27 protein-coding genes are annotated in these 26,233 nt (G+C 65.8%); 5 read left to right on the top strand and 22 right to left on the bottom strand.

The genetic code is table 11. The features are described from left to right. Positions 1–7: 7 nt before the first annotated feature. The 7 genes from ACFC2Y_RS02725 to ACFC2Y_RS02755 all read right to left on the bottom strand — a co-directional run bounded on the left by ACFC2Y_RS02725 (position 8) and on the right by ACFC2Y_RS02755 (position 5,251). Positions 8–763: an endonuclease gene (locus tag ACFC2Y_RS02725; protein WP_375173518.1), complete on the bottom strand. Its 756-nt coding sequence runs from the start codon at positions 761–763 to the stop codon at positions 8–10. A gap of 23 nt (positions 764–786) precedes the next feature. Continuing rightward, positions 787–2,034: an NADH-quinone oxidoreductase subunit E gene (locus ACFC2Y_RS02730; protein WP_375173519.1), complete on the bottom strand. Its 1,248-nt coding sequence runs from the start codon at positions 2,032–2,034 to the stop codon at positions 787–789. Further along, positions 2,034–2,309: a hypothetical protein gene (locus tag ACFC2Y_RS02735; RefSeq protein WP_375173520.1), complete on the bottom strand. Its 276-nt coding sequence runs from the start codon at positions 2,307–2,309 to the stop codon at positions 2,034–2,036. Before ACFC2Y_RS02735 ends, ACFC2Y_RS02730 begins: the two co-directional genes overlap by 1 nt. After that, complete coding sequence (locus ACFC2Y_RS02740; RefSeq protein WP_375173745.1) at positions 2,306–3,526, bottom strand: NADH-quinone oxidoreductase subunit D; 1,221 nt, start codon at positions 3,524–3,526, stop codon at positions 2,306–2,308. Before ACFC2Y_RS02740 ends, ACFC2Y_RS02735 begins: the two co-directional genes overlap by 4 nt. Before the next feature lie 139 nt (positions 3,527–3,665). Further along, entirely contained in the window at positions 3,666–4,274 is a 609-nt protein-coding gene (locus ACFC2Y_RS02745; RefSeq protein WP_375173521.1) for an NADH-quinone oxidoreductase subunit C, read from the bottom strand. Positions 4,275–4,277: 3 nt separating this feature from the next. Then, on the bottom strand, positions 4,278–4,808 hold the full coding sequence (locus ACFC2Y_RS02750) for a NuoB/complex I 20 kDa subunit family protein (protein ID WP_375173746.1): 531 nt from the start codon (positions 4,806–4,808) through the stop codon (positions 4,278–4,280). 77 nt (positions 4,809–4,885) lie between these two features. Beyond that, entirely contained in the window at positions 4,886–5,251 is a 366-nt protein-coding gene (locus ACFC2Y_RS02755) for an NADH-quinone oxidoreductase subunit A (protein WP_375173522.1), read from the bottom strand. Positions 5,252–5,536: 285 nt separating this feature from the next. Between ACFC2Y_RS02755 and ACFC2Y_RS02760 the strand changes: the two genes are divergently transcribed. Continuing rightward, positions 5,537–5,899, top strand: coding sequence for a VOC family protein (locus ACFC2Y_RS02760; protein WP_375173523.1), 363 nt, complete (start codon positions 5,537–5,539; stop codon positions 5,897–5,899). 25 nt (positions 5,900–5,924) lie between these two features. On the opposite strand, the gene ACFC2Y_RS02765 is transcribed toward ACFC2Y_RS02760, so the two are convergent. The 12 genes from ACFC2Y_RS02765 to ACFC2Y_RS02820 form a co-directional block, all read right to left on the bottom strand. Beyond that, positions 5,925–6,710, bottom strand: coding sequence for a crotonase/enoyl-CoA hydratase family protein (locus tag ACFC2Y_RS02765; RefSeq protein ID WP_375173524.1), 786 nt, complete (start codon positions 6,708–6,710; stop codon positions 5,925–5,927). 83 nt (positions 6,711–6,793) lie between these two features. Continuing rightward, positions 6,794–7,654 carry a hydroxymethylglutaryl-CoA lyase gene (locus ACFC2Y_RS02770; RefSeq protein WP_375173525.1) on the bottom strand — a complete coding sequence of 287 codons (861 nt, stop codon included), beginning with the start codon at positions 7,652–7,654 and terminating at the stop codon, positions 6,794–6,796. Continuing rightward, a complete protein-coding gene (locus ACFC2Y_RS02775; protein WP_375173526.1) occupies positions 7,655–8,320 on the bottom strand; it encodes a glutathione S-transferase family protein in 666 nt (221 codons plus the stop codon). It abuts the gene before it with no gap. Beyond that, on the bottom strand, positions 8,317–8,976 hold the full coding sequence (locus tag ACFC2Y_RS02780; RefSeq protein WP_375173527.1) for a glutathione S-transferase family protein: 660 nt from the start codon (positions 8,974–8,976) through the stop codon (positions 8,317–8,319). The genes ACFC2Y_RS02775 and ACFC2Y_RS02780 overlap by 4 nt, the downstream gene beginning before the upstream one ends. Next, positions 8,973–10,910 (bottom strand): biotin carboxylase N-terminal domain-containing protein, encoded by a 1,938-nt coding sequence (locus ACFC2Y_RS02785; protein ID WP_375173528.1) that lies wholly within the window; start codon positions 10,908–10,910, stop codon positions 8,973–8,975. The genes ACFC2Y_RS02780 and ACFC2Y_RS02785 overlap by 4 nt, the downstream gene beginning before the upstream one ends. A gap of 43 nt (positions 10,911–10,953) precedes the next feature. Then, a complete protein-coding gene (locus tag ACFC2Y_RS02790; protein ID WP_375173529.1) occupies positions 10,954–11,457 on the bottom strand; it encodes an O-acetyl-ADP-ribose deacetylase in 504 nt (167 codons plus the stop codon). Further along, entirely contained in the window at positions 11,454–12,413 is a 960-nt protein-coding gene (locus ACFC2Y_RS02795; protein WP_375186410.1) for an NAD(P)H-dependent flavin oxidoreductase, read from the bottom strand. The genes ACFC2Y_RS02790 and ACFC2Y_RS02795 overlap by 4 nt, the downstream gene beginning before the upstream one ends. Positions 12,414–12,510: 97 nt before the next feature. Further along, entirely contained in the window at positions 12,511–14,115 is a 1,605-nt protein-coding gene (locus ACFC2Y_RS02800) for a carboxyl transferase domain-containing protein (protein WP_375173531.1), read from the bottom strand. Between the two features lie 130 nt (positions 14,116–14,245). Beyond that, complete coding sequence (locus tag ACFC2Y_RS02805) at positions 14,246–14,812, bottom strand: hypothetical protein (RefSeq protein ID WP_375173532.1); 567 nt, start codon at positions 14,810–14,812, stop codon at positions 14,246–14,248. Beyond that, positions 14,809–16,362 (bottom strand): AMP-binding protein, encoded by a 1,554-nt coding sequence (locus ACFC2Y_RS02810; protein ID WP_375173533.1) that lies wholly within the window; start codon positions 16,360–16,362, stop codon positions 14,809–14,811. Before ACFC2Y_RS02810 ends, ACFC2Y_RS02805 begins: the two co-directional genes overlap by 4 nt. Then, complete coding sequence (locus ACFC2Y_RS02815; protein WP_375173534.1) at positions 16,362–17,081, bottom strand: flavodoxin family protein; 720 nt, start codon at positions 17,079–17,081, stop codon at positions 16,362–16,364. The genes ACFC2Y_RS02810 and ACFC2Y_RS02815 overlap by 1 nt, the downstream gene beginning before the upstream one ends. A 67-nt stretch (positions 17,082–17,148) precedes the next feature. Then, positions 17,149–18,312, bottom strand: a complete 1,164-nt coding sequence (locus tag ACFC2Y_RS02820; RefSeq protein ID WP_375173535.1) for an isovaleryl-CoA dehydrogenase — start codon at positions 18,310–18,312, stop codon at positions 17,149–17,151. A gap of 144 nt (positions 18,313–18,456) precedes the next feature. Between ACFC2Y_RS02820 and ACFC2Y_RS02825 the strand changes: the two genes are divergently transcribed. Continuing rightward, on the top strand, positions 18,457–18,933 hold the full coding sequence (locus tag ACFC2Y_RS02825) for a pyridoxamine 5'-phosphate oxidase family protein (protein WP_375173536.1): 477 nt from the start codon (positions 18,457–18,459) through the stop codon (positions 18,931–18,933). A gap of 51 nt (positions 18,934–18,984) precedes the next feature. On the opposite strand, the gene ACFC2Y_RS02830 is transcribed toward ACFC2Y_RS02825, so the two are convergent. The 3 genes from ACFC2Y_RS02830 to ACFC2Y_RS02840 all read right to left on the bottom strand — a co-directional run bounded on the left by ACFC2Y_RS02830 (position 18,985) and on the right by ACFC2Y_RS02840 (position 22,235). Next, entirely contained in the window at positions 18,985–20,193 is a 1,209-nt protein-coding gene (locus ACFC2Y_RS02830) for a DegT/DnrJ/EryC1/StrS family aminotransferase (protein ID WP_375173537.1), read from the bottom strand. A gap of 44 nt (positions 20,194–20,237) precedes the next feature. Beyond that, a complete protein-coding gene (locus ACFC2Y_RS02835) occupies positions 20,238–21,473 on the bottom strand; it encodes an MFS transporter (RefSeq protein ID WP_375173538.1) in 1,236 nt (411 codons plus the stop codon). 99 nt (positions 21,474–21,572) lie between these two features. Beyond that, entirely contained in the window at positions 21,573–22,235 is a 663-nt protein-coding gene (locus ACFC2Y_RS02840; RefSeq protein ID WP_375173539.1) for an HAD-IA family hydrolase, read from the bottom strand. A gap of 127 nt (positions 22,236–22,362) precedes the next feature. Between ACFC2Y_RS02840 and glmU the strand changes: the two genes are divergently transcribed. The 3 genes from glmU to ACFC2Y_RS02855 are packed head-to-tail and all read left to right on the top strand — an operon-like array spanning position 22,363 to position 26,225. Next, a complete protein-coding gene (gene glmU / locus ACFC2Y_RS02845) occupies positions 22,363–23,718 on the top strand; it encodes a bifunctional UDP-N-acetylglucosamine diphosphorylase/glucosamine-1-phosphate N-acetyltransferase GlmU (protein ID WP_375173540.1) in 1,356 nt (451 codons plus the stop codon). Continuing rightward, positions 23,719–25,542, top strand: coding sequence for a glutamine--fructose-6-phosphate transaminase (isomerizing) (gene glmS / locus ACFC2Y_RS02850; RefSeq protein ID WP_375173541.1), 1,824 nt, complete (start codon positions 23,719–23,721; stop codon positions 25,540–25,542). Further along, positions 25,539–26,225 (top strand): DNA alkylation repair protein, encoded by a 687-nt coding sequence (locus ACFC2Y_RS02855; protein ID WP_375173542.1) that lies wholly within the window; start codon positions 25,539–25,541, stop codon positions 26,223–26,225. The genes glmS and ACFC2Y_RS02855 overlap by 4 nt, the downstream gene beginning before the upstream one ends. The last annotated feature ends 8 nt before the right edge of the window (positions 26,226–26,233 follow it).

Raw genomic sequence — 26,233 nt, forward strand, 5'->3', positions numbered from 1 at the left:
GCCCCACTCAATACACGTCACCGTCGTCGACGCGCTTCGAAAATTCAGTCCCCTCGCCGGTGGCGAGTTGCTTGGCCTGGTCGACCCAGTTGTCGCGGCTGACGCGGCCCTTGAACCCCTTGAGGTTCTGATCGACCCAGGCCACCTCTTCCGCCGTCCATGCGGCGATCTGATCGTAGTGGTAATAGCCCATCTCGTTCAGCGTGCTCTGCAGCTTGGGCCCGACCCCCTTGATCTTGCGCAGGTCATCCGCCTTGCCATCGCGCGGGGCGCTCAGCCCGGCGGGCTTGGTGCCTTCGCCATCGGCGGCTGTGGCGGCGGTCGCATCGGCAACGGCGGGCTTTTCGGGCGGGGCCGCAACGGGCGCCGCAGGTTCGGTGCCACCTTTTGTTTCCGTGTCGGCGATCTTGCCCGGCGACGAGGCAGGCTTTTCCTTGGCGGCGGTGTCAGCCTTGGCCGTGGCCGGGGATGCCGTTGCCGCCCCGGCATTCGCCGGCCGGTCAGCCTGTGCCGCCTCGGGGGCCGGTGCGGGGGCGGGTGCGGCCGCCGGGGCTGCGACGGCGCCAGGGGCCTGATCGCTGGCGGCGTTCGGGGCTGTGCCTTCGTCCCTGCAGACAAACACGGTCAGGCCGAAGCCCAGGATCAGCGCCGCGATGACGCCCAGAACCAGGGCGCCGAAGAAACCCGGCAACGCGATGAGAAACACGATGATGCCCAGCACCACCGCAGCAATCCAGCTGTTACGTTTGCAGTTGTTTCCCATTCGTCTGTCCCCTTACCCGTTGATTATTCGTCGTACACGTCACCCTTTTTGACCCGGTCGGAAAACTCCGTCGTTCCGCCGGAGGCCAGGACTTTCGCCTGGTCGATCCAATTGTCCCGGCTGGCGCGCCCTTTGAACCCCTTCAGGTTCTGGTCGATCCAGGCCAGTTCCTCGGCGCCCCATTCGGCGATCTGGTCGAAATGGTAAATCCCGAGGTTGTTGCACAGCCTTTCAAGCGCCGGTCCGACGCCCTTGATCTGTTTCAGATCATCCCTCTTGCCTTCGCGGGGCGAGGACAGTCCTTCGGGCTGGCGCCCCTCGCCTTCTACCGGCGTGACGCTCGGCTTCGCGCTCGCGGCAGCTGCGACATCGGCGGCGGTGCCCTTGGGTTCGATCTTGGACGGCGGTGTCCCGCGCGAAGAGGCCTCGGCCTCCTGTTCGGCGACGCCGGTCTTGTCGACGGGTTTGCCCGCGGCCGGGCGCGGCTCCGTGGTCTTGGCTTTCTTGGCGGCGACCGCCTCGCTCACCCTGGCGCTGCCGGAGGATTTGTCGCCAGATTTGCCCTTGCCCTGCCAGGGCGTCAGCAGGGGAACCTCGGTGCCGTCGATGCGCTTGACCGTGTCGCCAATGTCCGTTGCCAGGGCGACGGAGGCGTTGTATTGCGTCCGGCCGCTGTCATACTCCGTCAACGATGTCAGACCTTTGAGAGGTTCGGCGGCGTAGCGGCCGTTCTGCGGCCCGGGCACCGGAACCTTGCCGTTGCCGAGATCGGTCAGGATCTCGCGCAGTTTCTCGGTGGTCAGATCCTCGTAATAATCCTTGCCGATCTGCGCCATGGGCGCGTTGGCACAGGCACCGAGGCATTCGACCTCTTCCCACGAAAACTTGCCATCCGCCGACAGGGCGTGGGGCTGATCGTTGATCATTTCCTTGCAGACACCGACCAGATCCTCCGCCCCGCAAATCATGCAGGACAGGGTGCCGCAGATCTGGATATGCGCAACAGAGCCGACCGGCTTCAGTTGGAACATGAAGTAGAAGGTCGCGACCTCAAGCGCGCGGATATAGGCCATGCCCAGCATGTCCGCGATATGTTCGATCGCGGGACGGGACAGCCAGCCCTCCTGCTCCTGCGCGCGCCACAGCAGCGGGATGATCGCGCTGGCCTGGCGACCTTCGGGGTACTTCGTCATCTGCGCTTCGGCCCAGGCCTGGTTGGCCGGGGTAAAGGCAAAACTTTCGGGTTGCTCTTGGTGCAGGCGACGCAGCATCAGGCACAGGCTCCGGTCTTCAGTTGTACGGTGCCATCAGGCAGTTTCACCGCCTGTTTGTTGGCAATCTTGTAGGATGTCATCGCAAGCACCTGCTCGCGCGTCATGCCGGTCTGCAATTCGACCGGCAGATAGTCTTTCTCCGTGCGCAGGTTGCAGCCGATGGAAGCCACGGCGGCATCATAGGCGGTCACCGCATCGGCGGGCGTGCCTTGCGGCGGTACGGCGCAGGCGGCTGTGAGGCCGAGCACGGGAAGGAGGGCCAGGCGCTTCACCGGTCGATTTCCCCGAACACGATGTCCATGGTGCCGATGATGGCGGCGACATCGGCCAGCTGGTGGCCCGTGGCGACGTGATCCATCGCGGCCAGATGCGGATAGCCCGGCGCGCGCAGCTTGGCGCGGTAGGGTTTGTTGCTGCCATCGGAGACGAGGTAGACCCCGAACTCGCCCTTGGGCGCCTCGACGGCGGCGTAGACCTGACCGGCGGGGACCTTGAAGCCCTCGGTATAGAGTTTGAAGTGGTGGATGAGCGCCTCCATCGAGGTCTTCATCTCGCGCCGGTTCGGCGGCGTGATCTTGCCGCGAGCCAGGACATCGCCCTGCCCTTCGGGTGCGCGCAGCTTCTCGATCGCCTGCAGGATGATCCTGGTCGACTGGCGCATCTCCTCCATCCGGACGAGGTAGCGGTCGTAGCAGTCGCCATTCTTGCCGACGGGGATCTGGAAATCGAACTCGTCATAGCACTCGTAGGGCTGCGCACGACGCAGGTCCCAGGCAAGGCCGGAGCCGCGCACCATGACACCCGAGAAGGCGTAGTTCTGAATGTCTTCTTCTGTGACGATGCCGATATCGACGTTCCGCTGCTTGAAGATACGGTTTTCCGTCAGCAGGTTGTCGATGTCGTCCAGCCGCTGCGGGAACCGCTTGGCCCAGGTCTCGATATCGTCGATCAGATCGGGCGGTAGGTCCTGGTGGACGCCGCCGGGCCGGAAGTAGGCGGAGTGCAGACGCGCGCCACAGGCCCGTTCGTAGAAGATCATCAGGTCTTCGCGTTCCTCGAACCCCCAGAGCGGCGGGGTCAGCGCGCCGACGTCCATCGCCTGCGTCGTGACGTTCAGCAGGTGGTTCAGGATACGGCCGATTTCGCTGTAGAGAACCCGGATGAGCGAGGCGCGGCGCGGCACCTCGATCCCGGTCAGCTTCTCGATGGCGAGGCACCAGGCATGTTCCTGGTTCATCGGCGCCACATAGTCGAGGCGGTCGAGATAGGGCAGGTTCTGCAGGTACGTCCGGCTCTCCATCAGCTTTTCGGTGCCGCGGTGCAGCAGCCCGACATGCGGGTCGCAGCGTTCCACGATCTCGCCGTCGAGTTCCAGCACCAGACGCAGCACGCCATGTGCCGCCGGGTGCTGAGGCCCGAAGTTGATGTTGAAGTTGCGGATCTGCTGTTCGCCCGTCTGGGCGTCGCCGAACTGGTTGGAGCCGTCCATCATAGCGCACCTCCGGATGCATTGCAGACCATGTCAGATCGCGATGCGATCTGACACGCGCCCGACCCGCCCCCCAGGGCGGGCGCGTTCCGCACCCCCCCTCGGGCCGGGCGCGACACACTGTTCAAAGCGGGACGCATCAGGCCTTTCCTTCTGCTTTGTCATCCCCCGGAAGCACGTATTTCGCACCTTCCCAGGGGGACATGAAATCGAACTGGCGGTATTCCTGCGTCAGCTTCACCGGTTCATAGACGACGCGCTTGGCGGTCTCGTCATAGCGAACCTCGGTATAACCGGTGGTCGGGAAATCCTTGCGCAGCGGGTAGCCGCGGAACCCGTAATCGGTCAGCAGGCGGCGCAGGTCAGGGTGGCCCGAATAGATGATCCCGAACATGTCGAAGACCTCGCGCTCGAACCAGTTGGCGGAGGGGTGCACATCGGTGATCGTCGGCACCATCTCATCCTCGCGGACCGAGACACGCAGGCGGATGCGCTGGTTCTGGTACATCGACAGGAAGTGGTAGATCACGTCGAACCGCTTGGCCCGCTCGGGATAGTCCACCGCCGTGATGTCGATCAGGGTGGAAAAGCGGCAGGTGGCGTCGGTCTTCAGAAACTCCACGAACCCCGCGATATTCGCCGGGGTCACGTCGATGGTCAGCTCGTCCAGCGTCACATCCCAGGACAACACGCAGTCCGGGCGCTTCAGCTCGATATGGGTGCCGAGTTCCTTGAGGGCTTCGGTCATCTGTTACCTCGTAATCGTACCGGTGCGGCGGATTTTCCGGGCCAGCTGCATGATCCCGTAGAGCAGCGCCTCGGCGGTCGGGGGGCAGCCGGGGACATAGATGTCCACGGGCACGATCCGGTCGCAGCCGCGCACGACGGAATAGCTGTAGTGATAATAGCCGCCGCCGTTGGCGCAGGACCCCATGGAGATCACGTAACGCGGTTCCGGCATCTGGTCGTAGACCTTGCGCAGCGCCGGGGCCATCTTGTTGGTCAGGGTTCCGGCCACGATCATCACGTCCGACTGGCGCGGGGAGGCACGCGGCGCGATGCCGAAACGCTCGGCGTCGTAGCGCGGCATGGAGGTGTGCATCATCTCGACCGCGCAGCAGGCGAGGCCGAAGGTCATCCAGTGCAGCGAGCCGGTGCGCGCCCAGTTGATCAGATCCTCGGTCGAGGTCAGCAGGAAGCCTTTATCCTGCAGCTCCTTGTTCAGGGCCTGCGTGGCGTATTCCTTGTCCCCCTCGGCGGTATTGGCCCCGTAGGGTGCCAGGTTCGAGGGGCCCGACTTGACGCGATCGGTCTGGGTGCCGTCGCCCTGAACGCGTGTTACGAGGGCGTCGTCTTTGCTTACTGCCATTCGAGGGCGCCTTTCTTCCATTCATAGGCGAAGCCGATGGTCAGGACGGCCAGGAAAACCATCATCGACCAGAAGCCGACCATGGAGATATCCTTGAACGCCACGGCCCAGGGGAAGAGCATCGCGATTTCCAGATCGAAGATGATGAAGAGGATCGAGACCAGGTAGAACCGGACATCGAATTTCATCCGCGCATCGTCAAAGGCGTTGAAGCCGCATTCATAGGCCGACACCTTTTCAGGATCGGGATTGCGCACCGCGATGATGACGGCCGCGAGGATGAACACAAGGCCCAACAGAATGGCGATAGCAAGGAAAACGAGAATGGGAAGATATTCCCTGAGCATCTCTTCCACTTGGATGGCTCCTTTCCTGGGTGCGGGACAGGCGGTTAGCGGCCGTCCGGGCTGTCTGGGGTTTACTCCTGCCCCATGGCAGGGTCAACCAAAGTGGGCAACATTCCTCAAATTGAATGCTGCGCCCGCAACATGGGTGCGGAGAGGTTACAGTAAAACCTTTCCAATGACTTAGCGGCATCATTTCTGAGTATTTTTGTCGGCTTTTTGGGGCGGATCGGGCGGGCTGACAGGAGGAGGCATCCGGTCTACCCTGTGACGCGATTGCGGGTCGGGGAGGTGGTAATGGAAAAGGTCAACGGTATCGGCGGTTTGTTCTTTCGGGCGCGGGATCCGGAGGCGCTGGCCGCCTGGTATCGCGACGTGCTGGGGGTCGATGGTCTGCCCACGGTCTGGCAGCAGGAGGCGGGGCCGACGGTGCTGTCGCCCTTCCCGGCCGACAGCGATTACTTCGCCGCGGATCGCCAGTGGATGATCAACTTCCGCGTCGACAACCTGCCCGCGATGATCGCGCAACTGCAGGCGGCGGGGATCGAGGTGATCACGAATCCCGATTGGGACCAACACCCCGAGGTCGGCACCTTCGCCCGGATCCACGATCCGGAGGGCAACCCGGTGGAGCTGTGGCAGCCCGTCGGCGCGGGGTGAGGTGTCGGGGCGTTGTCCGGTATGGTCAGCTCTGCCAGGAGGGCTTGGACTTCTCGAAGAAGGCGCCGATCCCTTCGGGCGCTTCGGGGCCTTCCCAGCAAGCCACCAGTTCGCCGATGGAATGGTCGATCACCTCGGTCGTGATCGGCGGGCCGAGGTGACGCAGCAGGGCCTTGGCACGGGCCACGGCGGCGGGGGCTGTCTGCAGATAGGGGGCGACTTCGGCCTCCACGGCCTCGTCCAGCTCCTCCGGCGCGACAGCGCGGGCCAGCAGGCCCAGATCCACCGCCTCCGGCCCCTTGAAGGGGCGACCGGACATGAAGACGCGGCGGGCGCGGGCCTCGCCCATCCGTGCGGCGACATAGGGGCCGATGGTGGCCGGGATCAGGCCCAGCTTGGTTTCGGTCAGCGCCATGGTGACTCCGGTCGTGCCGATGGCGACGTCGCAGACAGCTGCCATGCCGACCCCGCCGCCGAAGGCATTGCCCTGCACCCGCCCGATCACCGGCTTCGGCATCAGATTGATCGCCTGCAGCATATGGGCCAGTGCGCCCGCCTCCTTCGCCCGGGTGTCCGGGGTGGCGTCGAACTGATCGCGCATCCAGCCGAGGTCGCCGCCTGCGCAGAAGGTTTTCCCTTTCGCGGCCAGGATCACGACGCGCACGGTGTCGTCCTTCGCCAGAGTGTCCGCGGCCTCATGCATCTCACGGATCATCTGCGCGCTCAGCGCGTTATGCTTGTCCGCACGGTCCAGCCAGAGGGTGGCGACGCCGCGGTCGTCGCGGGTGATGGAGACGGTGTCGTGGGTCATTTTGGGTCCTCGGTTTCTGTCGTGGGGGGAGGGGGTTGGCCTGGTGATTTGGGGAGATGGGTGCGGAGCACCCATCTGCGTCCTCACGCATCATGCCCCCGCATCGCGCGCGCCATCGCGGCCGCCTCGACCAGCACGTCGCGGTTAAGCCCGCTGTCGTAGCCCAAAGCGGTCACCCGGTCGTGCACGGCCTCCGTCGCCACATTCCCTGCAGCGCCGGGCGCATAGGGGCAGCCGCCCAGACCGCCGACGGCGGCATCGAAGACGCGTAGCCCCCGGTCCAGCGAGACCTCGATATTCGCGAGCGCCCTAGCGGCGGTGTCGTGGTAATGCCCGGCCAGCCGCGTCGCGGGCAGTTCTTCCAGCACCGCGTCGAGCATTGCGCCGATGCTTTCCGGCGTGCCCTGCCCGATGGTGTCGCCCAGGCTGATCTCGTAACAGCCCATGTCGCGCAGCGCCGCCGCCACGCGGGCCACCGCGCCGGGCGGGGTCGCGCCGTCATAGGGGCAGTCGGTCACGCAGGAGATATAGCCGCGCACCGGCAGCCCCTCTTCCATTGCGGCGCGGGCCACGGGGGCGAAACGTTCCAGGCTCTCTGCAATGGTGGCGTTGATGTTCGCCTTGGAGAACCCTTCGGAGGCCGAGCCGAAGATCGCCACCTCGTCCGCACCGGCGCGCGCGGCATCCTCGAACCCGCGCATGTTGGGCGTCAGCGCGGCATAGCGCACCCCCTTGGCCCGGGTGATCCCGGCCAGCACCTCGGCCGATCCGGCCATCTGGGGCACCCATTTCGGGCTGACAAAGCTGGCGCATTCGATCCGACGGAAGCCCGCGCGCGACAGGGTGTCGACCAGGGCGATCTTGTCCGCGACCGGGATGTCGCGTTTTTCGTTCTGCAGGCCGTCGCGGGGGCCGACCTCGAATATCTCGACTGTTGCGGTCATTCAGCCCTCCCAGGCGGGATAGAAATCGCGGGTGTAGATGCCCTGCCCCGGCCCGGGCAACGCCGCCTTGAAGGCCGGGCGTTCGGTCAGGCGGGCGTACCACTTGGCGGTTTCGGGAAAGTCGTCCAGCTTGGCAAAGAACTGCGCCAGATAGACCGCCTGCCCGACAGCAATATCGGCGGCGGAATAGCCTGAGGTCAGCAGGTAGTCGCGGTTTTCCACCAGGGTGGACAGCCGCCCCTCGATCGCCGCATAGCATTTCTTCAGCCGCGCCGCCTCCAGCTTCATCACGATCGGGGAGCGCATGGCGTCTTCGTAGATCGCGACATGTTGCTGGGTCAGGGCGGCGGAGTGTTGCGTGATGGTTTCCGCGAAATGCAGCCAGACCAGCCATTCCGGGCGGTCCAGGTCCCCGGGCGACCGGCCCAGGCCGCGCTCCGGAAAGCGTTCGCAGAGGATCTCCATCAGCGCCCCGGATTCGAAGAAGGTGTCGCCGTCCATCTCCAGCGCCGGGACGCGACCTGCGGGCGAGATACTCAGGTAATCCGGCGAACGAAGGGTCTTGTCAAAGGCATGGGGCGCGACCTGAAACGGCACGCCCAACTCCTCCAGCAGCCAGAGCACCCGCATGGACCGGGTCTGAGGACAGTGATGCAGTGTTATCACGCGCCGACCTCGTAGAAGTCCTTGCCGGGGAAGTTGCGTTCCCCGTCCAGAGCGCGCGCGGCGATATGGCCGGGCCGTTCGGCCATGCGGGCGATATAGGCGGTGATGTTGGGGAACTGCTCCAGCCGGACATAGCGCCCGGCGGCGGTCAGGGTGAAGCCATACATCGTGTCCGCGGCGGAAAACCCGCTGGCCAGGATATGATCCTGCTGCTCCAGCAGCGCCTCGATCGGGGCCAGGGTGGCCGTAAGGCGCCGCGCCTCGATCTTGACGACGGTGTCAGACCGGTCCTCGGGATTGCGCAGGAAGATCCACTGCAGGTTCAGCCCGGCGATCAGGTGGCCAATGGTTTCGGCGTAGTGCATCGCCTCCAGAAAGGGGATGCGTTCGGGATCGCCCGGCGCGCGACCCAGCCCGTGTTCGGGCCGGGTTTCGCACAGGTATTCGGTGATCGCGCCGCTTTCGTAGATGACCTCTCCGTCGATCTCCAGCGCGGGGATACGGCCGGCGGGTGACTTGCACAGGAACTCCGGACTACGCATGGAGCCGTCCTGGATCTTCCATTCCTTGATCTCGGGGGTGATCCCCATCTCCTGCAGAAGCCACAGGATACGGAACGAGCGGGCGCCGGGGATGTGGTGCAGGATCGGGGTCATTCTTCCTCCTCAAGTCTGATGAGAGGCGCTCCGGCCTCGACCTGCGCACCTTCCTCCACCAGAACCTCGGCGACAACCCCGTCGCGCGGGGCCAGCAGGCCGTGTTCCATCTTCATCGCCTCCAGAACGGCCAGACGCATGCCTGCGGCGACCTCCTGCCCTGCCGTGGCGAACATGGATTTCACCAGCCCGGGCATCGGCGCCTCGATCAGGTTGCCGCCCGCCGCGCCTTCGGCGGCGCGGTCCAGCGGGTCGATCAGGTCAAAGGCCTGACCGTAGCCGTCAAAGACCGTGACATGCTGGCCCGCGCGGTGATGCGCCGGGGCGGGTTGATCATCCAAGGTCCAGACCTCGTCAAAGAGCGCCTCGACCACGATGCCCGTGGGCAGGTCGACCAGATGCGAGGTGCCCGCGCGGCTGGTCACGACCACCTCCAGATCCTCGCCGCCATGGCGCAGGGTGATCCGCCTCACCATATCGCCCCAGAGGCGGAAGCCGGTCAAATCCTGTGGCGCCCCCTCCAGGCCAAGCGCGACCATCGCGGCCCAGGCCATGGCAACGGGCGAGGCCTCGGGGGCGGCGGCCAGCGTGTCGATGTCGCGCCCGATCAACCCGGTGTCGACATCGCCGCGGGCAAAACCCTTGTGCGCCGCGAGCGCGCCGAGGAAGGCGAGGTTCGTGACCGTGCCCGCAACCTTCGTCTCTTCCAACCCGCGCGACAGGCGTTTCAGCGCGATTTCGCGGGTCGGACCGTGGGTGATGATCTTGGCAATCATCGGGTCGTAATGGGGGCTGATGACATCGCCCGACCGGACCCCGGTGTCCGACCGCGCGCCGTCGGGGAAGGCCAGATGCGACAGGCGGCCGGTGGCGGGCAGGAAGCCTGCGGGCACGTCTTCGGCATAGAGCCGCGCCTCGAAGGCATGGCCGTTGATGGTCAGCTCGTCCTGGCGTTTCGGCAGGGCCTCGCCGCTGGCGACGCGCAACTGCCATTCCACCAGATCGACGCCGGTGATCGCCTCGGTCACAGGGTGTTCCACCTGCAGGCGGGTGTTCATCTCCATGAACCAGAAGCCGTCGGGGCGGAGCCCATCGGAGCCGTCGACGATGAACTCGATCGTGCCCGCGCCCTTGTAGCCGATGGCCTCCGCCGCGCGGACCGCCGCCGCGCCCATGGCGGCGCGCATCTCCTCGGTCATGCCGGGGGCCGGGGCTTCCTCGATCACCTTCTGATGGCGGCGTTGCAGCGAACAGTCCCGCTCGAACAGATGCACGGCGCTGTTCCCGTCACCGAAAACCTGCACCTCGATATGGCGCGGTTTTTCCACGAACTTCTCGACCAGAACGTCCGGGTTCCCAAACGCGGTCTTTGCCTCGCTCCGCGCACTCGCCAGCGCATCGGCGAAATCCTCGGGCTTTTCGACCAGACGCATGCCCTTGCCGCCGCCACCGGCCACGGCCTTGATGAGCACCGGATAATCGATGTCGTCCGCCGCCTTGGACAGGATGGCGTCCGACTGGTCCGCGCCATGATAACCCGGCACGACCGGCACCCCCGCTTCTTCCATCAGCTTCTTGGCAGCATCCTTCAGCCCCATGGCGCGGATCGCCTTGGCCGAGGGGCCAATGAAGGTCAGGTCGGCCGCCTCGACCGCATCCACGAAATCCGGGTTTTCCGACAGGAAGCCATAGCCCGGGTGGATCGCCTGCGCCCCGGAGGCATGGGCGGCGGCAATGATCGCATCGCCCCGCAGATAGCTGTCGGCCGGGGCAGGCCCACCGATGTGGATCGCCTCGTCCGCCATGGCGACATGGCGCGCGGCGGCGTCTGCATCGGAATAGACCGCAACGGTGCGCACACCCATCGCGCGGGCCGTGTCGATCACCCGGCAGGCGATCTCGCCCCGGTTGGCTATCAGGATCTTGTCGAACATCTTTCCCCCTCTCCGGCCCTCGGCCTACGGAGTTCTTCTTGTGTCATGACCGGTCCCCCAGGGCGCGGCGCAGGTGATCCGCCGCCGCGCCGTCAAAAGCGACCAGGGTGATTTCATAGCTGTCGCGCCCGGCCAACCAGCCGATCAGCGCGTCCACTGCGATCTGCGCGGCCTCATCGGCCGGATAGCCATAGACGCCGGTGGAAATGGCCGGGAAGGCAACGCGCGTCGCGTCGACGCTTTCCGCCAGGTCCATCGCATTTCGATAGCAGGCGGCCAGCAAGGCTGCCTCGCCCGCCGCGCCGCCCTTCCAGACCGGCCCGACCGTGTGAATGACGTGGCGCGCGGGCAGATCGTAACCGCCGGTGATCCGGGCCTCGCCCGTCGGGCAGCCGCCCAGGGCGCGACATTCCTCCAGCAACGCGGGCCCCGCGGCGCGGTGGATCGCCCCGTCGACGCCGCCCCCGCCCAAGAGCGCGCTGTTGGCGGCATTGACGATCGCATCGACCGCCAGCGTGGTGATATCGCCCTGCCAGACCCGGATCATCGCCGCCAGCCCCCGCCCAGAAGCGCCTCGGCCTCCGCCGCCATGCGGGTCACGATCTCTGCCGCGCCGGGGGCGTCGTGGATCAGGCCCACGGCCTCCCCCGCGATCGGCGGGGCGAGGGTGGCATCCCCCTCCTGCAGGGCCTGCGCATAGGCGGGCGGGATATCCTCCCGGGCGCGCAGCCCCTCGGGATCATCCTGCCAGCGGCGGGTGAAATCATTCTCCACCGTGCGGATGTTGAAAGGCGTGGGCCAGTCGAGCTGCCGCGCAATATCGGGCAGCGACGACCGGATCGTCTGATCTCCCGTCGCCGCGACCCCCGCCGCGCGGATCGGATCGGGCACCAACGCCTCGCGGCTGGCCCAAAAGCGCGTGCCGACCAGCACGCCATCCGCCCCCAGCATCAGCGCAGCCGCCAGACCCCGTCCATCGGCAATGCCGCCCGCCGCCAGCAACAGCACCTCCGGCGCCTCGCGCGCAAGCAGGTCCGCCACCTCGGGCACCAGGGTCATCGTCGCGCGGGACGCGCCATGCCCTCCGGCCTCGCTGCCCTGGGCCACGATCACCCGCGCCCCGGCCGCCAGGGCCTGCCGCGCCTGTCCCAGCGTTTGCACCTGGCAGATCAGGGGCACCCCCGCCTCGGCAATCTCCGCGGCAAAGGGCGCGGGATCGCCGAATGACAGGAACAGTGCCGCCGGATCATGTGTCAGCACACGGGTCAGCAGCTCCGGCTTCTCCGCCAGTTTCCAGGTGATGAAGCCGCAGCCGACCCGGGCATTGCCCGCATCGCGAAAGGCGGTCTCGATCCAGTCGGCGTCACCATAACCGCCGCCGATCAGGCCCAGCCCGCCCGCAGCGGTCACTGCCGCCGCCAGCGCGCCGCCCGCCGCCAGCGCCATGGGCGCCGACAGGATCGGATGGTCCAATCCAAAATCGCGGGTCAATCGGGTCTCGATCACAGGTCCATGTCCTTCATCTTTCTCCAAATACTCCGGGGTAGCGACAAAGCCTGCTTTGTCGCAGGGGCAGCGCCCCCTCCCCGGTCCGGAAAGGTTACATGCGGAAGACACCAAAGCGCGTGTCCTCGATCGGCGCATTCAGCGCTGCCGTGAGGCTCAGCGCCAGCACGTCGCGGCTCTTGCGCGGGTCGATGATGCCATCGTCCCAGAGCCGGGCAGAGGCATAGAGCGGATGCGACTGGCGCTCGAACATCTCGATCGTCGGGCGCTTGAACTCCGCCTCCTCCTCCGACGACCACGACCCGCCCGCGCGTTCGATCCCGTCGCGTTTGACCGTAGCCAGAACGCCCGCTGCCTGTTCGCCGCCCATCACCGAAATGCGCGAGTTCGGCCATGTCCAGAGGAACCGGGGCGAATAGGCCCGGCCCGCCATGCCGTAATTGCCCGCGCCAAAGGAGCCGCCAACCAGCATGGTGATCTTGGGCACGTTGGTGGAGGCCACAGCCGTCACCATCTTGGCCCCGTGCCGGGCGATGCCCTCGTTCTCGTATTTCCGCCCGACCATGAAGCCAGTGATATTCTGCAGGAAGACCAGCGGGATCTTGCGCTGCGAGCAAAGCTCGACAAAATGCGCGCCCTTCTGGGCGGCCTCGCTGAACAAGACGCCGTTGTTGGCGATGATCCCGACCGGGCAGCCCATGATATGGGCGAAGCCGGTGACCAGTGTCTCGCCAAAGCGCGGTTTGAACTCGTCGAAGCGCGAGCCGTCGACAGTTCGGGCGATGACCTCGCGGATGTCATAGGGGGTGCGCAGGTCGGCGGGGACGACGCCGATGATCTCTGCGGGGTCATAGGCCGGGTCTTCCGGGGTTTCCCATTGCACAGTCGTCGGCCGCGCGCGGTTCAGGTGCCCCACGGCGCGGCGGGCCAGCGCCAGGGCGTGGGTGTCATCCTCCGCCAGGTAATCGGCCACGCCAGAGAGGCGCGTGTGGACATCGCCACCGCCCAGATCCTCGGCGCTCACGACCTCGCCCGTTGCGGCCTTGACCAGCGGCGGACCGGCCAGAAAGATCGTGCCCTGTTCCTTCACGATGATGGTCACATCGGACATGGCGGGCACATAAGCGCCGCCGGCGGTGCAGGAGCCCATGACGACGGCGATCTGGGGGATGCCCTTGCCGCTCATCCGGGCCTGATTGTAGAAGATCCGGCCGAAATGTTCCTTGTCGGGGAAGACCTCGTCCTGGTTGGGCAGGTTCGCCCCGCCGCTGTCGACCAGGTAGATGCAGGGGAGGTGGTTTTCCTCTGCGATCTCCTGCGCGCGCAGGTGTTTCTTGACGGTCATCGGGTAATAGGTGCCGCCCTTCACCGTCGCGTCGTTGCAGACGATCATGCACTCGTGGCCCTGCACGCGCCCGATTCCAGTGATGATCCCGGCGCAGGGGGCGGCGTTGTCGTACATGTCATGCGCGGCGGTGGCCGACAGTTCGAGGAAGGGCGAGCCGGGATCGAGCAGCCCGGCCACCCGGTCGCGCGGCAGCATCTTTCCGCGCGAGACATGGCGGTCGCGGGATTTCTGTCCGCCGCCCTGGGTCGCGGCTTCGGCCGCGCTCCGGATGGTTTCCAGCGCATCGAGATGCGCGTCGTGGTTGGCGCGATACGCCTCGGACCCCGTCACGACCTGGCTTTGCAGCTTCATGGCAGCTTCTCCTCATTGGTTGCGCCGATCATGCGGCGCCTGTCTTCGTTTCCCGCGCCCGACAGAGGGGCGGCGGGGTATGTGTCTGGTCCGACCCGACGAGGGCCGCTGCATTCGGAACCGGGCGCGATCATGGCCGCACCCTCGGGCGTAGCACGGGCGGGGGGCCTGCCCAGCCTGCCTCGGTCGCCTTCGGGGCCGCGCCCAGATAGCGGGCGACCTCCCAGGCCATGACCGACAGGCGCAGACGGTGGCTGGCGGCATTTGCTTCGCACCAGGCCTCGAACAGGTCCGGCTGACCGGCGCAATCCGGGCCGGCAGAGGTGCCGTGGGCCAGGGCATGGGCCGCCTCGTAGAGCCGCACGGGCCAGTCGTTGCCCTCCAGTTCGGCGGGAGGGGGCAGATCGCGTTTTACGGCGGCGGTGATCCTGTCTTGGCGCTCTGCCAAGTCGATCTGGCAGGCGACAGGATCGTCGGAGCGGTCGCAGCGCACGATCCCGAGCGTGCCACAGTAGTGCACGTTGCCCGGGTGCCAGATACCGCCCGGAATCTCATCCACCGGCGTATCCGCGTGAATGTCGAGCAACCATTCGTAGCGTCCCACATGGGCGTTGAGGCAGGTCTGCAGGTCGGGAATATACTCCGCCCGGGCCTCTGCTGCGCCGAGGATGGCAAGGATTGAGAGCAGCCGTTTCATGCCCCCTCCTCCGCCGCCATGGCCTTCAGGGCCTTGCGGATCACCTTGCCGGTGACGGTCATGGGCAGCGCGTCGAGGAAGGCCACCTCGCGCGGGTAGTTGTGACCGGAGAGGCGCGATTTCACATAGTTAACAATGTCCTGACGTGTGTCATCCGTTGCCGGAACTCCGGCTTTCAACACGATGTAGGCCTTGACGATTTCGGTGCGCAGCGGATCGGGTTTGCCGACAACGCCCGCCGTGGCAACGGCGGGATGGGTCAGCAGGCAATCCTCGACCTCGCCCGGGCCGATGCGATACCCGGCGGAGGTGATGACATCATCCTCCCGGCCCACGAAGCGCAGGAAGCCCTCCTCCATCACGCCGCGGTCACCGGTTAACATCCAGTCGCCGCGAAACTTCTCTGCCGTGGCGGCGGGATTGGTCCAGTATTCCAGCATCATGGAGGCGGAGCCGCGTTTGACGGCCACATCGCCCTCATCCTCGGTCGGATGGCCCGCCGCGTCGATCACCGTGACCTCGTGCCCCGGCACAGGGCGACCGGCACAGCCCCGTCGCGCCGGAAACAGGTCCCCGCAGGAGGAAACGATCATGTTGCATTCGGTCTGACCGTAGAATTCGTTGATCGCGACGCCAAGCGCCTCCTGCCCCCAGGCCAACATTTCCGCGCCGAGCGGCTCGCCCCCGGAGGCGACGGAGCGCAGGCCGGGGATCGCCGCCCCCTCGGCCTTGAGCATCCGCAGCGCGGTTGGTGGGAAGAAGACGTTGCGAATGCCGGTCGCGCCGATCAGGTCGCGACAGGCGGGGACGGAGAATTTGGGCATTCGCGCCGCCACGACCGGCACGCCAAGCGCCAGGCCGGGCATCAGCACGTCGAACAGCCCTCCGATCCAGGCCCAGTCGGCCGGGGTCCAGAGGCAATCGCCCGGCTGACCCAGGAAATCATGGCTCAGCTCCACCCCGGGCAGATGGCCGGTCAAAAGGCGATGCGCATGGAGCGCGCCCTTGGGTTTGCCCGTGGTGCCGGAGGTGTAGATCAGAATGGCCGGGTCTTCGCTGGCGGTGTCGAGCGTGCCGGTCATCGCCTCAGGCAGCCCATCCTCGGGGATCAGCGTGGCAGACCCGATCCTGGCCAGCATCCGCGCGCCGTCCGCATCAGCGACGGAGAGCGTCAGCCCGCTGTCCTCGACCCGGCTGCGCAGGGCGTCCTCTCCGAACAGTTTGAAGAGCGGGACGGAGATCGCGCCGAGCTTCCAGATCGCGATATGGGCGGCGGCGCACCAGGGGTCCTGCGAGCGCAGCACGCCGACGCGGTCCCCCTGCCCCACGCCCCGATCCGCCAGCGCGGTGGCCAGGGTCTCCGCCATCTCCCGCAGCGTGGCGTAGGAGACATCGCGGCGGCGCGGGCCGGTCATGTCGATGATCGCCGTGCGGGCGGGATCCTTGGCTGCCCAGTCGTCGCAGACCTGCGCCGCCATGTTCAGCCGGGCTGGTATGTCCCAGGTGAAGCTATCGCGCAGCGTCTCATATGACCGGGCGGGGGCGAGCATCAGCTGCGATACTCCGGGTTTTCGAAACCGAAGCGTGTCCCGGCCTTCCATGCGGTCCTGTCGTTGCCCTCCCGCGGGTATCCCTCCGCGTCGCGCAGAATGCGGGCGAGATGCATGAGGTTCCAGGTCATGATGGTCGTGTTGCGCTGCGTGAAGTCGTTGTCGAAGCCCGCGCGGGTGCCGTCCTCCCGCTCGTCGCCGTAGGAGGGGCCCGGCCCCGCCTCTCCGATCCAGCCGCAGTCGGCCTGGGGCGGGATGGTGTAGCCGAGGTGGTTCAACGCGAAACCGAGGGTCATCGCGGCGTGCTTGATCCCGTCCTCGTTGCCGGTGACGACACAGCCGCCGACCTTGCCGTAGAAGATCGACTGGCCCCGGTCGTTCAGCATTCCCGACATGGCGTAGAGGCGTTCGATCAGCACGCGGCAGACAGAGCTTTCCTCGCCCAGCCAGAGCGGCGTGCCGATCACCAGAATGTCGGCGGCCTTGACCCGTTCCCAGATCTTGGGCCAGTCGTCGCGGTCCCAGCCATGATCCGTCATGTCGGGGTAGACGCCCGGAGGGACCTGGTGATCGAGCAGGTACAGGTGCTCGATATCCACCCCCTGCGCCTGCATGATCTTGCTGGATGCCGTCAACAACAGCGCCGTGTGGCTGTCAGAGGGCTGCTTCTTGAGCGAGGTATTGATGTAGAGGGCCTGCAGGCCGGTGAAATCGGTCATTGGTCGGTCTCCTTCCGCTGGATGCGGAAGAGGTAGAGCCGGGCTCGGGTGCTGGCGAGCACGGTGGTCACTGCATCGACGCCATGAGTTCGCGTCCGACCAGCATCCGCCGGATTTCCGAGGTGCCCGCGCCGATCTCCATCAGCTTGGCGTCGCGGAAGATGCGGCCAACGGGATTGTCGTTGAGGTAGCCAGCACCGCCCATGGCCTGCACCGCCTGATGAGCGACGACCATCGCCTCTTCGGAGGCGTAGAGCACGCAGGCGGCGGCGTCCTGGCGCGTGACCTCGCCCCGGTCACAGGCCTTGGCGACCTCGTAGACATAGGCCCGGGCGGAGTTCATCTTGGTGTACATGTCCGCGATTTTGCCCTGCATCAGCTGGAAGTTCCCGATGGACTGGCCGAACTGCTTGCGCTCGACCATGTAGGGCATGATCTCGTCCAGGCAGGCGGCCATGATGCCGGTGCCGATGCCGGACAGAACGACCCTTTCGTAATCCAGGCCGGACATCAGGACGCGCACGCCCTTGCCCTCTTCGCCAAGGATGTTTTCGAAGGGCACCTCGACGTCATCGAAAATCAGCTCGGCCGTGTTGGAGCCGCGCATCCCGAGCTTGTCGAAGTGAGGAGAGGTGGAGAACCCCTTCATATCCTTCTCGATTATGAAGGCGGTGATCCCCTTGGACCCTGCGTCGGGATCGGTCTTGGCATAGACCACCAATGTATCGGCATCGGGGCCGTTGGTGATCCAGTATTTGTTGCCGTTCAAACGGAAATGATCGTTCCGCTTCTCTGCTCGCAGCTTCATCGACACCACGTCGGACCCGGCGGAGGGTTCGGACATGGCCAGCGCGCCGACGTGCTCACCGGAGACGAGACCGGGGAGGTAGTGTGCCTTCTGTTCCTCGGTGCCGTTCAGCTTGATCTGGTTCACGCAGAGGTTGGAATGCGCGCCGTAGGAGAGGGAGACGGAGGCGGAGGCGCGGGCGATCTCTTCCACAGCGACGACATGGGCGAGGTAGCTGAGGCCGGAGCCGCCGTATTCCTCGGGCACGGTCACGCCAAGCAGGCCGAGTTCCCCCATCTCTTTCCAGAGATGCGCGGGAAATTCGTTGGAGCTGTCGATCTCCGCCGCGAGCGGTTTGATCCGCTCCTGCGCAAAGCGATGCACCATTTCGCGCAGGGCGTTCACGTCCTCGCCTAGATCAAAGGCCATGGATGCGGTGAACATGGGCTCCTCCCTCCCGTTTATTGAACACTCGTTCATATATCAATCACAGGCGGCGAGTCGGGTCAATAGGCAGGAACCCCCGAAGGACCGGGGGCGTTGTCGTCTCAAGGGGCCGATGGTGGCCCGCAGCCAAAGGAGACAGCGATGAAAGACCAAGCGCACAACCTTGCAGACCTGTTCTGGACACGTTCGAAAGAGCTTTCCACCGTGATGCTGGATGTCGGCGGCCGCACGGTGCCGATGACCCCCTATATAGATCGCGGAGAGGGGCTGATCTGGTTCATCACCGCCGAAGGGACCGAGGCGCACACATCAGCGCGCGGCGGCGGCCGGGTGCGTGTGATCGTCTCCGACATATCCGCGCAGATTTTCGCCGACATCGAAGGCAGTCTCACCGTATCGGACAACCCCGACAAGCTGGATGAGCTATGGTCGCCGGTCGCATCGATGTGGTTCGACGACGGGCGAGAGGACGATGATGTGCGGCTGCTGGCCTTCCGTCCGACCGAAGGCGAGGTCTGGGCGACGGACGGCTCTGCCGGGTTCATCTATCAGGTGGCGAAATCCAAGCTGACCGGCGAAACCGCCGACCTGGGCGATCACGGCCGGGTTACGTTCTGACGAACCGTCAGCAGCGGGACGGTCGCCGCGCGGCCGTCCCTTTTCCCTGCGCTATCCCGCGCCGCGGGCTTGCCAGACAGCGCCGACCTCGGCCCGGATGATCCGGGCGATCAGGGCGCAATCCTCCAGCGAAAAGGTCAGCGGCAGGCGCATGTCGAGGATGGATTTCAACACCCGGTCCGTCCTGGGCATGCGTTCCGACGGGGCGTATCGCCAGCTGTCATAGCGCGAGGTAAATCCAGAGGGCTCCGCGCCCCCGAACCATTTCAACTCCACCCCCCGGGCGGCGCAGCGGCGCAGAACTTCGCCAATCGCCTGCTCGGACCAGTCAAGCAACAGGAACTGGATGGAGGAGCCGACGTAGCGCTCCGCCTCCGGCCGTTCGATCACGGTTAGGCCCGGTGTCTCGCGCAGCCCCGCCTCGACAGCGCGGTAGCGTTCGTTCCAGCGGTCGCACTGCGTTTCCAGTCGGCGCAATTGCGGCCGCAGGATCGCCGCGCGCAGGTTGTCCATCCGGCCGGAGACATTGGGAGTGAGGTATTTCACCGCCTCGAAGGCCTCCGGGTCCGGCGCAGCGAGATGCCGGTCGTAGAGCATGTAGCTGCCCGACAGGATGACTGCCCGAGCCATCAGATCGGGGTCATTGGTCGTCAGAAACCCGCCCTCGCCCGAATTCAGGTGCTTGTAGGTCTGGGTGGAATAGCATGCCGCGATCCCATGCGCCCCGGAAGGCGTGCCGTTCCAGGCGGCCCCCATGGTGTGGGCGCAGTCCTCGATCACCTTGATGTCGGCTTCGTCGCAGATCGCCATCAGCCGGTCCATATCGCAGATATGCCCGCGCATATGGCTGAGCAGCAGGACCTTCGATCGCCCCTGCCCGGCCAGATCCCCAAGATGATCCAGGTCGATTACCAGGCTTTCGGTCACACCGACATAGACCGGCACGGCCCCGAGCGAGGCGATGGCCCCCGGCACCGGCGCGAGGGTGAAGGCGTTGGTCAGCACCCTGTCGCCCGGCTTGACCCCGACCGCCCGCAGCGCCGTGGCGATGGCCGAGCCGCCGGAGGCCGTGGCGAGCGCATACTCCGCCGACATCGCCCGGGCGAATTCCTGTTCCAGCAGGGCGACCTCGCCCGCCTCCCCCTCGGCCACGTTGTAGCGGTGCAGACGCCCCGAACGCATGACTTCCACCGCCGCTTCTATGGCGTCGTCGGGGATGGGTTCCTGCTGCGTGAAAGAGCCGGTGAAATGTTCGGTCATGGGGCCTCCTGCGCGGGTGATCCTGCGCGGGGCGGCGGGCGGCGTCAATCCACCCGGCCGCGGCTGACCCAAAGGTAGGAGAGCAGCGCAAGGGCCAGCAGCCCCGCCGTCACGAGGAAGGGCGCGCCGGGATTGGGAGTTTCGGCCTCCGGACGTATGAACCAGCCAAAGATCTGCGTGTAGAAGATCGCCGCGAAAAGAACCGCCAGATTGGCCAGGCTGGAGAGGCCCCCGTGCAGTTCCCCCTGCGCATTGTCGGGCACTTCGGCAGTCATCCGCGCGGTCAGGCAGGGATGCACCAGCCCCTCAATCGAGACGACGATCAGCAGGATCACCACCATTGTCATGGTGGAGGCCAGGCCGAAGCCCACGGCGCAGATCGTGCCGATGGCCAGGCCCGCGATGATCAGACGATGTTCCCCGAACCAGCGGACGAAGGGGCCGGAGAGTCCGCCCTCCACCAGCGCCGCCATGATCCCGAAGAGGGCCAGAGTCACGCCGATTGTCAGCTCGCTCCACCCGAAGTTGGCGATGCCCCAGAAGGACCAGAGCGTCGGGTAGGCGCTGCCGGCGAAGTGATAGAGCGTGAGGATGGCCGCCAAAGGCAGAACACTGGGATAGCCGCGAAAAACCTTGAGAAGCGCAACAGGGTTGGCGCGCCGCCATTCGAAGGGACGCCGTTTCTCCGGCGGCAAGGATTCGGGCAGGATCAGCGCGCCGAAAATGAAGTTCGCGCCTGCCAGCGCAGCCGCGGCCCAGAAGGGTACACGCGGGCCGAATTCGCCCAGGATGCCCCCGATGGCCGGACCAAAGACAAACCCCATGCCAAAGGCCGCGCCGATCAGCCCGAAGGCGCGTGCGCGGTCGGCCGGAGCGGTGATATCCGTGAGGAAGGCGTTGGCCACGACGTAAGACGCACCGCAGAGGCCCGCGATGATCCGGCCCAGAAACAGCAGCCAGATCGTGGGCGCGATGGCGGAGAGTACGTAGTCCAGGGCCAACCCGCCGATCGCCAACAGCAGCAGGGGACGGCGGCCATAGGCATCCGACAGGTTGCCAACCAGCGGACCGGCCAGGAATTGCGCGAGGGAATAGGCGGCAAACATCCAGCCGCCGATGACGGACGCGCGGGAGAGGTCGAACTGGCCGACATCCTGCAACAGCGCGGGCATCACCGGAAAGATGAGGCCAACGCCGATCATGTCGATCAGGACGGTGATGAAAACGAACACAACGGCCGGCCTCTGGACGGGCGGCGCGTCAGGGGAAACACTGGCCATGGGGACACTCCGTGCAAAGCCGTTAGGCCCATGCCTGGCAGGGGTCAAGGCAATCTTCTACGACAGTGGCTGGCCCGGTTTCGCTGCAGTCGCAGGCTTTCAGGGCCAGAGGCCGCGCACCACCCCGGGCAATTCGTCGAAATGGCCGATCAGCGCCTCGGGGGCGAGGGCCGCCATATCCTCCCCGCTCGGGCCGAAGGTCACGAGGATGGAGGGGACATTGGCGGCGCGGGCTGTGTTGCGGTCGGTATCGCTGTCCCCGACCAGGGCGGCGATCGTGGGATCCCCGCCCGCCCGCCGAACCGCTTCGCGCAGGGGCTCGGGATCGGGCTTCCGCACGGCCAGCGTGTCGGCCCCCACCAGGGCGGGAAATTCGCCCATCACGCCGAGGTCGGTCAGCAGTTTCCGGGCCAGCGCCTCGGGCTTGTTGGTGCAGATGGCGATGCCGTAGCCCAGGCCGCGCAGGGCGGCAATCGACTCCATCGCGCCGGGATAGAGGCGGGTGTGCACGGCGATGGCATCGGCATAGGCGGCCAGCAGGCGGGGATACTGCCGCTCGATCTCCGCCACGTCGTCGGTGCGCCCGATACGCGACAGGCCCAGACGCAGCATCGCCTTGCCGCCGCGCAGCGCCGTGCCCGCATCGGCGGGCGTCAGCAAGGCCCCCTCACCCATATCGACGAAACACGCGTTGGCGGCCGCCAGCAGATCGCCGCTGGTGTCAGCCAGCGTCCCGTCGAGGTCGAAAACAATGGTGCCCATGGCAGCCCCTTCCCATGGTGACGCCCTGTTACGGGACCGAAACCCAAGTTGATCCGGCCGCCCTTGCGTGCCAGCCTCATCCGGATAAAACGAGCGCGATCGAAAAACAATGCAGAGGCATGAGCGGATGAGCACAGCACTCGTCATTCTGGCGGCGGGGCAAGGAACGCGGATGAACTCCGACCTGCCCAAGGTGCTGCACCCCATTGGCGGCGCGCCGATGCTGGTGCATGCGATCCGGTCCGGCGAAGCGCTGGAGCCCGCGCGGATCGTCGTCGTCACAGGCCATGGTGGCGAAGCGGTCGGTCAGTCCGCGCTGAGCTACGCGCCCCATGTCGATGTGGCCGTGCAGGAAGAGCAGCTTGGCACCGCCCATGCGGTGGCGCAGGCGCGCGCGGCGTTGGCGGGGTTCGATGGCGATGTGATCGTGCTTTATGGCGACACGCCCTTCATCCAGCCGGAGACGCTGGAACGGATGCAGGCGGCGCGGGCGGCGCATGATGTGGTTGTTCTGGGCTTCGAAGCGGCGGACCCCGGGCGCTACGGGCGGCTGGTCATGGCGGGCGAGACGCTGGAGAAGATCGTCGAATTCAAAGACGCCACGGATGAAGAGCGTCAGATAACCCTTTGTAATTCGGGCGTTGTGGCGGCGAACGCGCAGATTCTGTTCGATCTGATCGACGGGGTGGGCAATGCCAATGCGGCCGGAGAATACTACCTGACCGATATCGTGGGCTTGGCGCGGGAGCGCGGGCTGTCGGCCGGGGCCGTCACCTGCGCGGAGGCCGAGACGCTCGGCATCAACTCCCGCGCGGAACTGGCTGGCGCGGAACAGGTTTTTCAATCCCGGATGCGGGCGGAGGCGCTGGCGGACGGGGTGACACTGGTGGCGCCGGAAACGGTGTTCTTTGCCTTCGACACGGTGGTGGGCCGCGACACGGTGATCGAGCCAAATGTCGTCTTCGGCCCGGGCGCCAGTGTCGAATCCGGCACCACCATCCGCGCCTTTTCCCATCTTGAGGGCTGCCATGTCAGCCGCGGCGCGGTGGTCGGGCCCTATGCACGACTGCGGCCGGGGGCGGAACTGGCCGAGGACGTAAAAGTTGGAAATTTCGTGGAAATCAAGGCCGCGCGGGTGGACCGCGGGGCGAAGATCAACCACCTGACCTATGTCGGCGACGCCGAAGTGGGCGAAGAGGCCAACATCGGGGCGGGCACGGTGACCTGCAATTACGACGGGGTGATGAAACACCAGACCCGGATCGGCGCGCGCGCCTTCATCGGGTCCTCGACCATGCTGGTCGCGCCGGTGTCGGTCGGGGACGATGCCATGACGGCCTCCGGATCGGTGATCACCGAAGACGTGGAGCCCGGCGCGCTGGCGATCGGGAGGGCCCGGCAGGTGACGAAACCGGGGCTCGCCCGGAGATTGTTCGAAATGCTCAAGCAGCAAAAGCTGAAAAAGAACCAGGGTGCATCGTAAATGTGTGGAATTATCGGGTATCTCGGCAAGCATGAAGCGGCGCCGTTCCTTTTGGATGCGTTGAAACGGCTGGAATATCGCGGCTATGACAGCGCCGGGATCGCCACCATCAACGGTGGCAAGCTGGACCGTCGGCGCGCTGTCGGCAAGCTGGTCAACCTGTCGGACCTTCTGGTGCATGAGCCGCTGGCGGGAAAGTCCGGGATCGGCCACACCAGATGGGCCACGCATGGTGAGCCCTCAACCCGCAACGCGCACCCGCATCGCGCTGGTCCGGTGGCGGTCGTGCATAACGGGATCATCGAGAACTACCGCGATTTCCGCAACGAACTCAGTGAGATAGGCGTCGATTTCCATACAGACACCGACACCGAAACCGTCGCCCTGATGGTGGAAACATATATGCGCCAGGGCGACACGCCGCGCATGGCCGTCGAACGTCTGCTGGAACGATTGGAAGGGGCCTACGCGCTGGCCTTCCTGTTCGAGGGCGAAGAAGATCTGATGATCGCCGCGCGCAAGGGATCGCCCCTGGCCATCGGGCACGGTGAGGGCGAGAACTACGTCGGCTCCGACGCCATTGCCCTGGCCCTGCTGACCGACCAGATCACCTATCTCGAAGAGGGTGACATGGCCGTCATCACTCGGAACTCTGTGGAAATCCGGGATGCCGAAGGGCAGCTGGCCAATCGCGAGATGCGACAGGTTCAGATGGACAAGGTGCGGGTGGACAAGGGCGGCCACAAGCACTTCATGGCCAAGGAAATCGCCGAACAACCGCAGGTCATTGCCGAGGCGATCGGCCATTATTTCGGTGCCAGCGGGCACGAGATCCGATTTCCGTCGGATCAGGTGGATTTCACCAAGGTCCAGCGCATGGTCTTGGTGGCCTGCGGCACGGCTTATTATGCCTGTCTGACCGCGAAATACTGGATCGAAAAGCTGGCCGGCATTCCGGTGGAGGTCGATGTCGCCTCGGAATTCCGCTATCGTGAGCCGCCGGTCGGCCCCGGGGTCCTGGCGCTGTTTGTTAGCCAGTCCGGCGAAACTGCCGACACGCTCGCCGCCCTGCGCTATTGCCGGGACAAGGCGGACAAGATCGTCTCGGTCGTCAATGTGCCCGAAAGCTCCATCGCGCGGGAAAGCGACGTGGCCCTGCCGATCCTGGCGGGCACGGAAATCGGCGTGGCCTCGACCAAGGCGTTCTCCTGTCAATTGACGGTCCTGCTGGTCGTCGCGATGGAGGCGGCGCGGCAACGCGGGACGCTCTCGGACGATCGCATGGCCGCGATTGTCGCGTCGTTGCGCGGCCTGCCTTCGCGGATCAACATCGCGCTGGACAACGAGGCCGTGATCGAGGCGCTGGCAGTGGAGCTGGAAGAGGCGCGCGACGTGTTGTTCCTGGGGCGCGGGCAGATGTATCCGCTGGCGCTGGAAGGCGCATTGAAGCTGAAGGAAATCAGCTACATCCACGCCGAAGCCTACGCCAGTGGGGAGTTGAAGCACGGGCCGATCGCCCTGATCGACGCCAATATGCCGGTGGTGGTCATGGCGCCGCGCGACGCGCTGTTCGACAAGACGGTGTCGAACATGCAGGAGGTTCTGGCACGGGGCGGCAAGGTGCTGCTTATCTCTGACAAGGCGGGGCTGGACACCGCGGGCGACGGTCTGTGGCGTAGCATCGAGATGCCGGAGATCGAGGATGTCCTGGCCCCGATCCTATACGCCATCCCGGCGCAGCAGATCGCCTATCATACGGCGGTGGCCAAGGGGACGGATGTGGATCAGCCGCGCAACCTGGCGAAATCCGTGACGGTGGAATGACCGCGCCTACGACGCTGGACGAGGCGCTGGCGGCGCTCCAAGCCCATGAGGAACCGGGACGGGCGGAGGGCAGCGCGGCCTATCACAAGGTGCCGCGTCGTTATCTGGGCGTGCCCAACCCGGCGATCAACGATCTGACGGCGGCCTGGCGGCGCGAGATGACGCTGGCGCAGCGGTCGGAGATTGCGGCGGCGCTCTGGGACACAAATATTCACGAAGCGCGGATCGCCGCAGCCAAACTGCTGACCCAGGCCCGGATCAAGGAGGATGTGGAGGTCTGGGCGCTGTTGCTGTCCTGGGTGCCGGATTTCGACGCCTGGGCTATTGCGGACCATGCCTGCAGCGCGATCGGGCGGCGTATTCAGGCGGACCTCGCACGATTGGACGAGGTTGAAGGCTGGGTCACCTCCGATCACATGTGGACGCGACGCGCCGCCCTTGTCGCGACCCTGTTCCTGACCAAGTCGAACCACCCGTCGGAGCCCGAGGCCGCCGCCCGGGATCGTGTGCTGGGCTGGGCTGCGGGCTATGTGCCTGACAGGGAATGGTTCATCCAGAAGGCCGTGGCCTGGTGGCTGCGCGATCTGTCGAAACACGATCCGGACCGCGCCCGGGCCTTTCTGGACGCTCACGGTGCCGAGATGAAAGCCTTCGCCCGCAAGGAAGCCGAAAAATACCTCTAGGACAGAGC

The organism is Pseudooceanicola sp., assembly GCF_041987405.1.
Lineage (GTDB): Bacteria > Pseudomonadota > Alphaproteobacteria > Rhodobacterales > Rhodobacteraceae > Pseudooceanicola.

Bases quoted from the DNA above. Each gene is read 5' to 3' on its own strand.
- ACFC2Y_RS02725 (WP_375173518.1), bottom strand. From the start codon at position 763: ATGGGAAACAACTGCAAACGTAACAGCTGGATTGCTGCGGTGGTGCTG.
- ACFC2Y_RS02730 (WP_375173519.1), bottom strand. From the start codon at position 2,034: ATGCTGCGTCGCCTGCACCAAGAGCAACCCGAAAGTTTTGCCTTTACC.
- ACFC2Y_RS02740 (WP_375173745.1), bottom strand. From the start codon at position 3,526: ATGGACGGCTCCAACCAGTTCGGCGACGCCCAGACGGGCGAACAGCAG.
- ACFC2Y_RS02745 (WP_375173521.1), bottom strand. From the start codon at position 4,274: ATGACCGAAGCCCTCAAGGAACTCGGCACCCATATCGAGCTGAAGCGC.
- ACFC2Y_RS02760 (WP_375173523.1), top strand. From the start codon at position 5,537: ATGGAAAAGGTCAACGGTATCGGCGGTTTGTTCTTTCGGGCGCGGGAT.
- ACFC2Y_RS02765 (WP_375173524.1), bottom strand. From the start codon at position 6,710: ATGACCCACGACACCGTCTCCATCACCCGCGACGACCGCGGCGTCGCC.
- ACFC2Y_RS02770 (WP_375173525.1), bottom strand. From the start codon at position 7,654: ATGACCGCAACAGTCGAGATATTCGAGGTCGGCCCCCGCGACGGCCTG.
- ACFC2Y_RS02780 (WP_375173527.1), bottom strand. From the start codon at position 8,976: ATGACCCCGATCCTGCACCACATCCCCGGCGCCCGCTCGTTCCGTATC.
- ACFC2Y_RS02785 (WP_375173528.1), bottom strand. From the start codon at position 10,910: ATGTTCGACAAGATCCTGATAGCCAACCGGGGCGAGATCGCCTGCCGG.
- ACFC2Y_RS02790 (WP_375173529.1), bottom strand. From the start codon at position 11,457: ATGATCCGGGTCTGGCAGGGCGATATCACCACGCTGGCGGTCGATGCG.
- ACFC2Y_RS02800 (WP_375173531.1), bottom strand. From the start codon at position 14,115: ATGAAGCTGCAAAGCCAGGTCGTGACGGGGTCCGAGGCGTATCGCGCC.
- ACFC2Y_RS02805 (WP_375173532.1), bottom strand. From the start codon at position 14,812: ATGAAACGGCTGCTCTCAATCCTTGCCATCCTCGGCGCAGCAGAGGCC.
- ACFC2Y_RS02810 (WP_375173533.1), bottom strand. From the start codon at position 16,362: ATGCTCGCCCCCGCCCGGTCATATGAGACGCTGCGCGATAGCTTCACC.
- ACFC2Y_RS02815 (WP_375173534.1), bottom strand. From the start codon at position 17,081: ATGACCGATTTCACCGGCCTGCAGGCCCTCTACATCAATACCTCGCTC.
- ACFC2Y_RS02820 (WP_375173535.1), bottom strand. From the start codon at position 18,312: ATGTTCACCGCATCCATGGCCTTTGATCTAGGCGAGGACGTGAACGCC.
- ACFC2Y_RS02825 (WP_375173536.1), top strand. From the start codon at position 18,457: ATGAAAGACCAAGCGCACAACCTTGCAGACCTGTTCTGGACACGTTCG.
- ACFC2Y_RS02830 (WP_375173537.1), bottom strand. From the start codon at position 20,193: ATGACCGAACATTTCACCGGCTCTTTCACGCAGCAGGAACCCATCCCC.
- ACFC2Y_RS02835 (WP_375173538.1), bottom strand. From the start codon at position 21,473: ATGGCCAGTGTTTCCCCTGACGCGCCGCCCGTCCAGAGGCCGGCCGTT.
- ACFC2Y_RS02840 (WP_375173539.1), bottom strand. From the start codon at position 22,235: ATGGGCACCATTGTTTTCGACCTCGACGGGACGCTGGCTGACACCAGC.
- glmU (WP_375173540.1), top strand. From the start codon at position 22,363: ATGAGCACAGCACTCGTCATTCTGGCGGCGGGGCAAGGAACGCGGATG.
- glmS (WP_375173541.1), top strand. From the start codon at position 23,719: ATGTGTGGAATTATCGGGTATCTCGGCAAGCATGAAGCGGCGCCGTTC.
- ACFC2Y_RS02855 (WP_375173542.1), top strand. From the start codon at position 25,539: ATGACCGCGCCTACGACGCTGGACGAGGCGCTGGCGGCGCTCCAAGCC.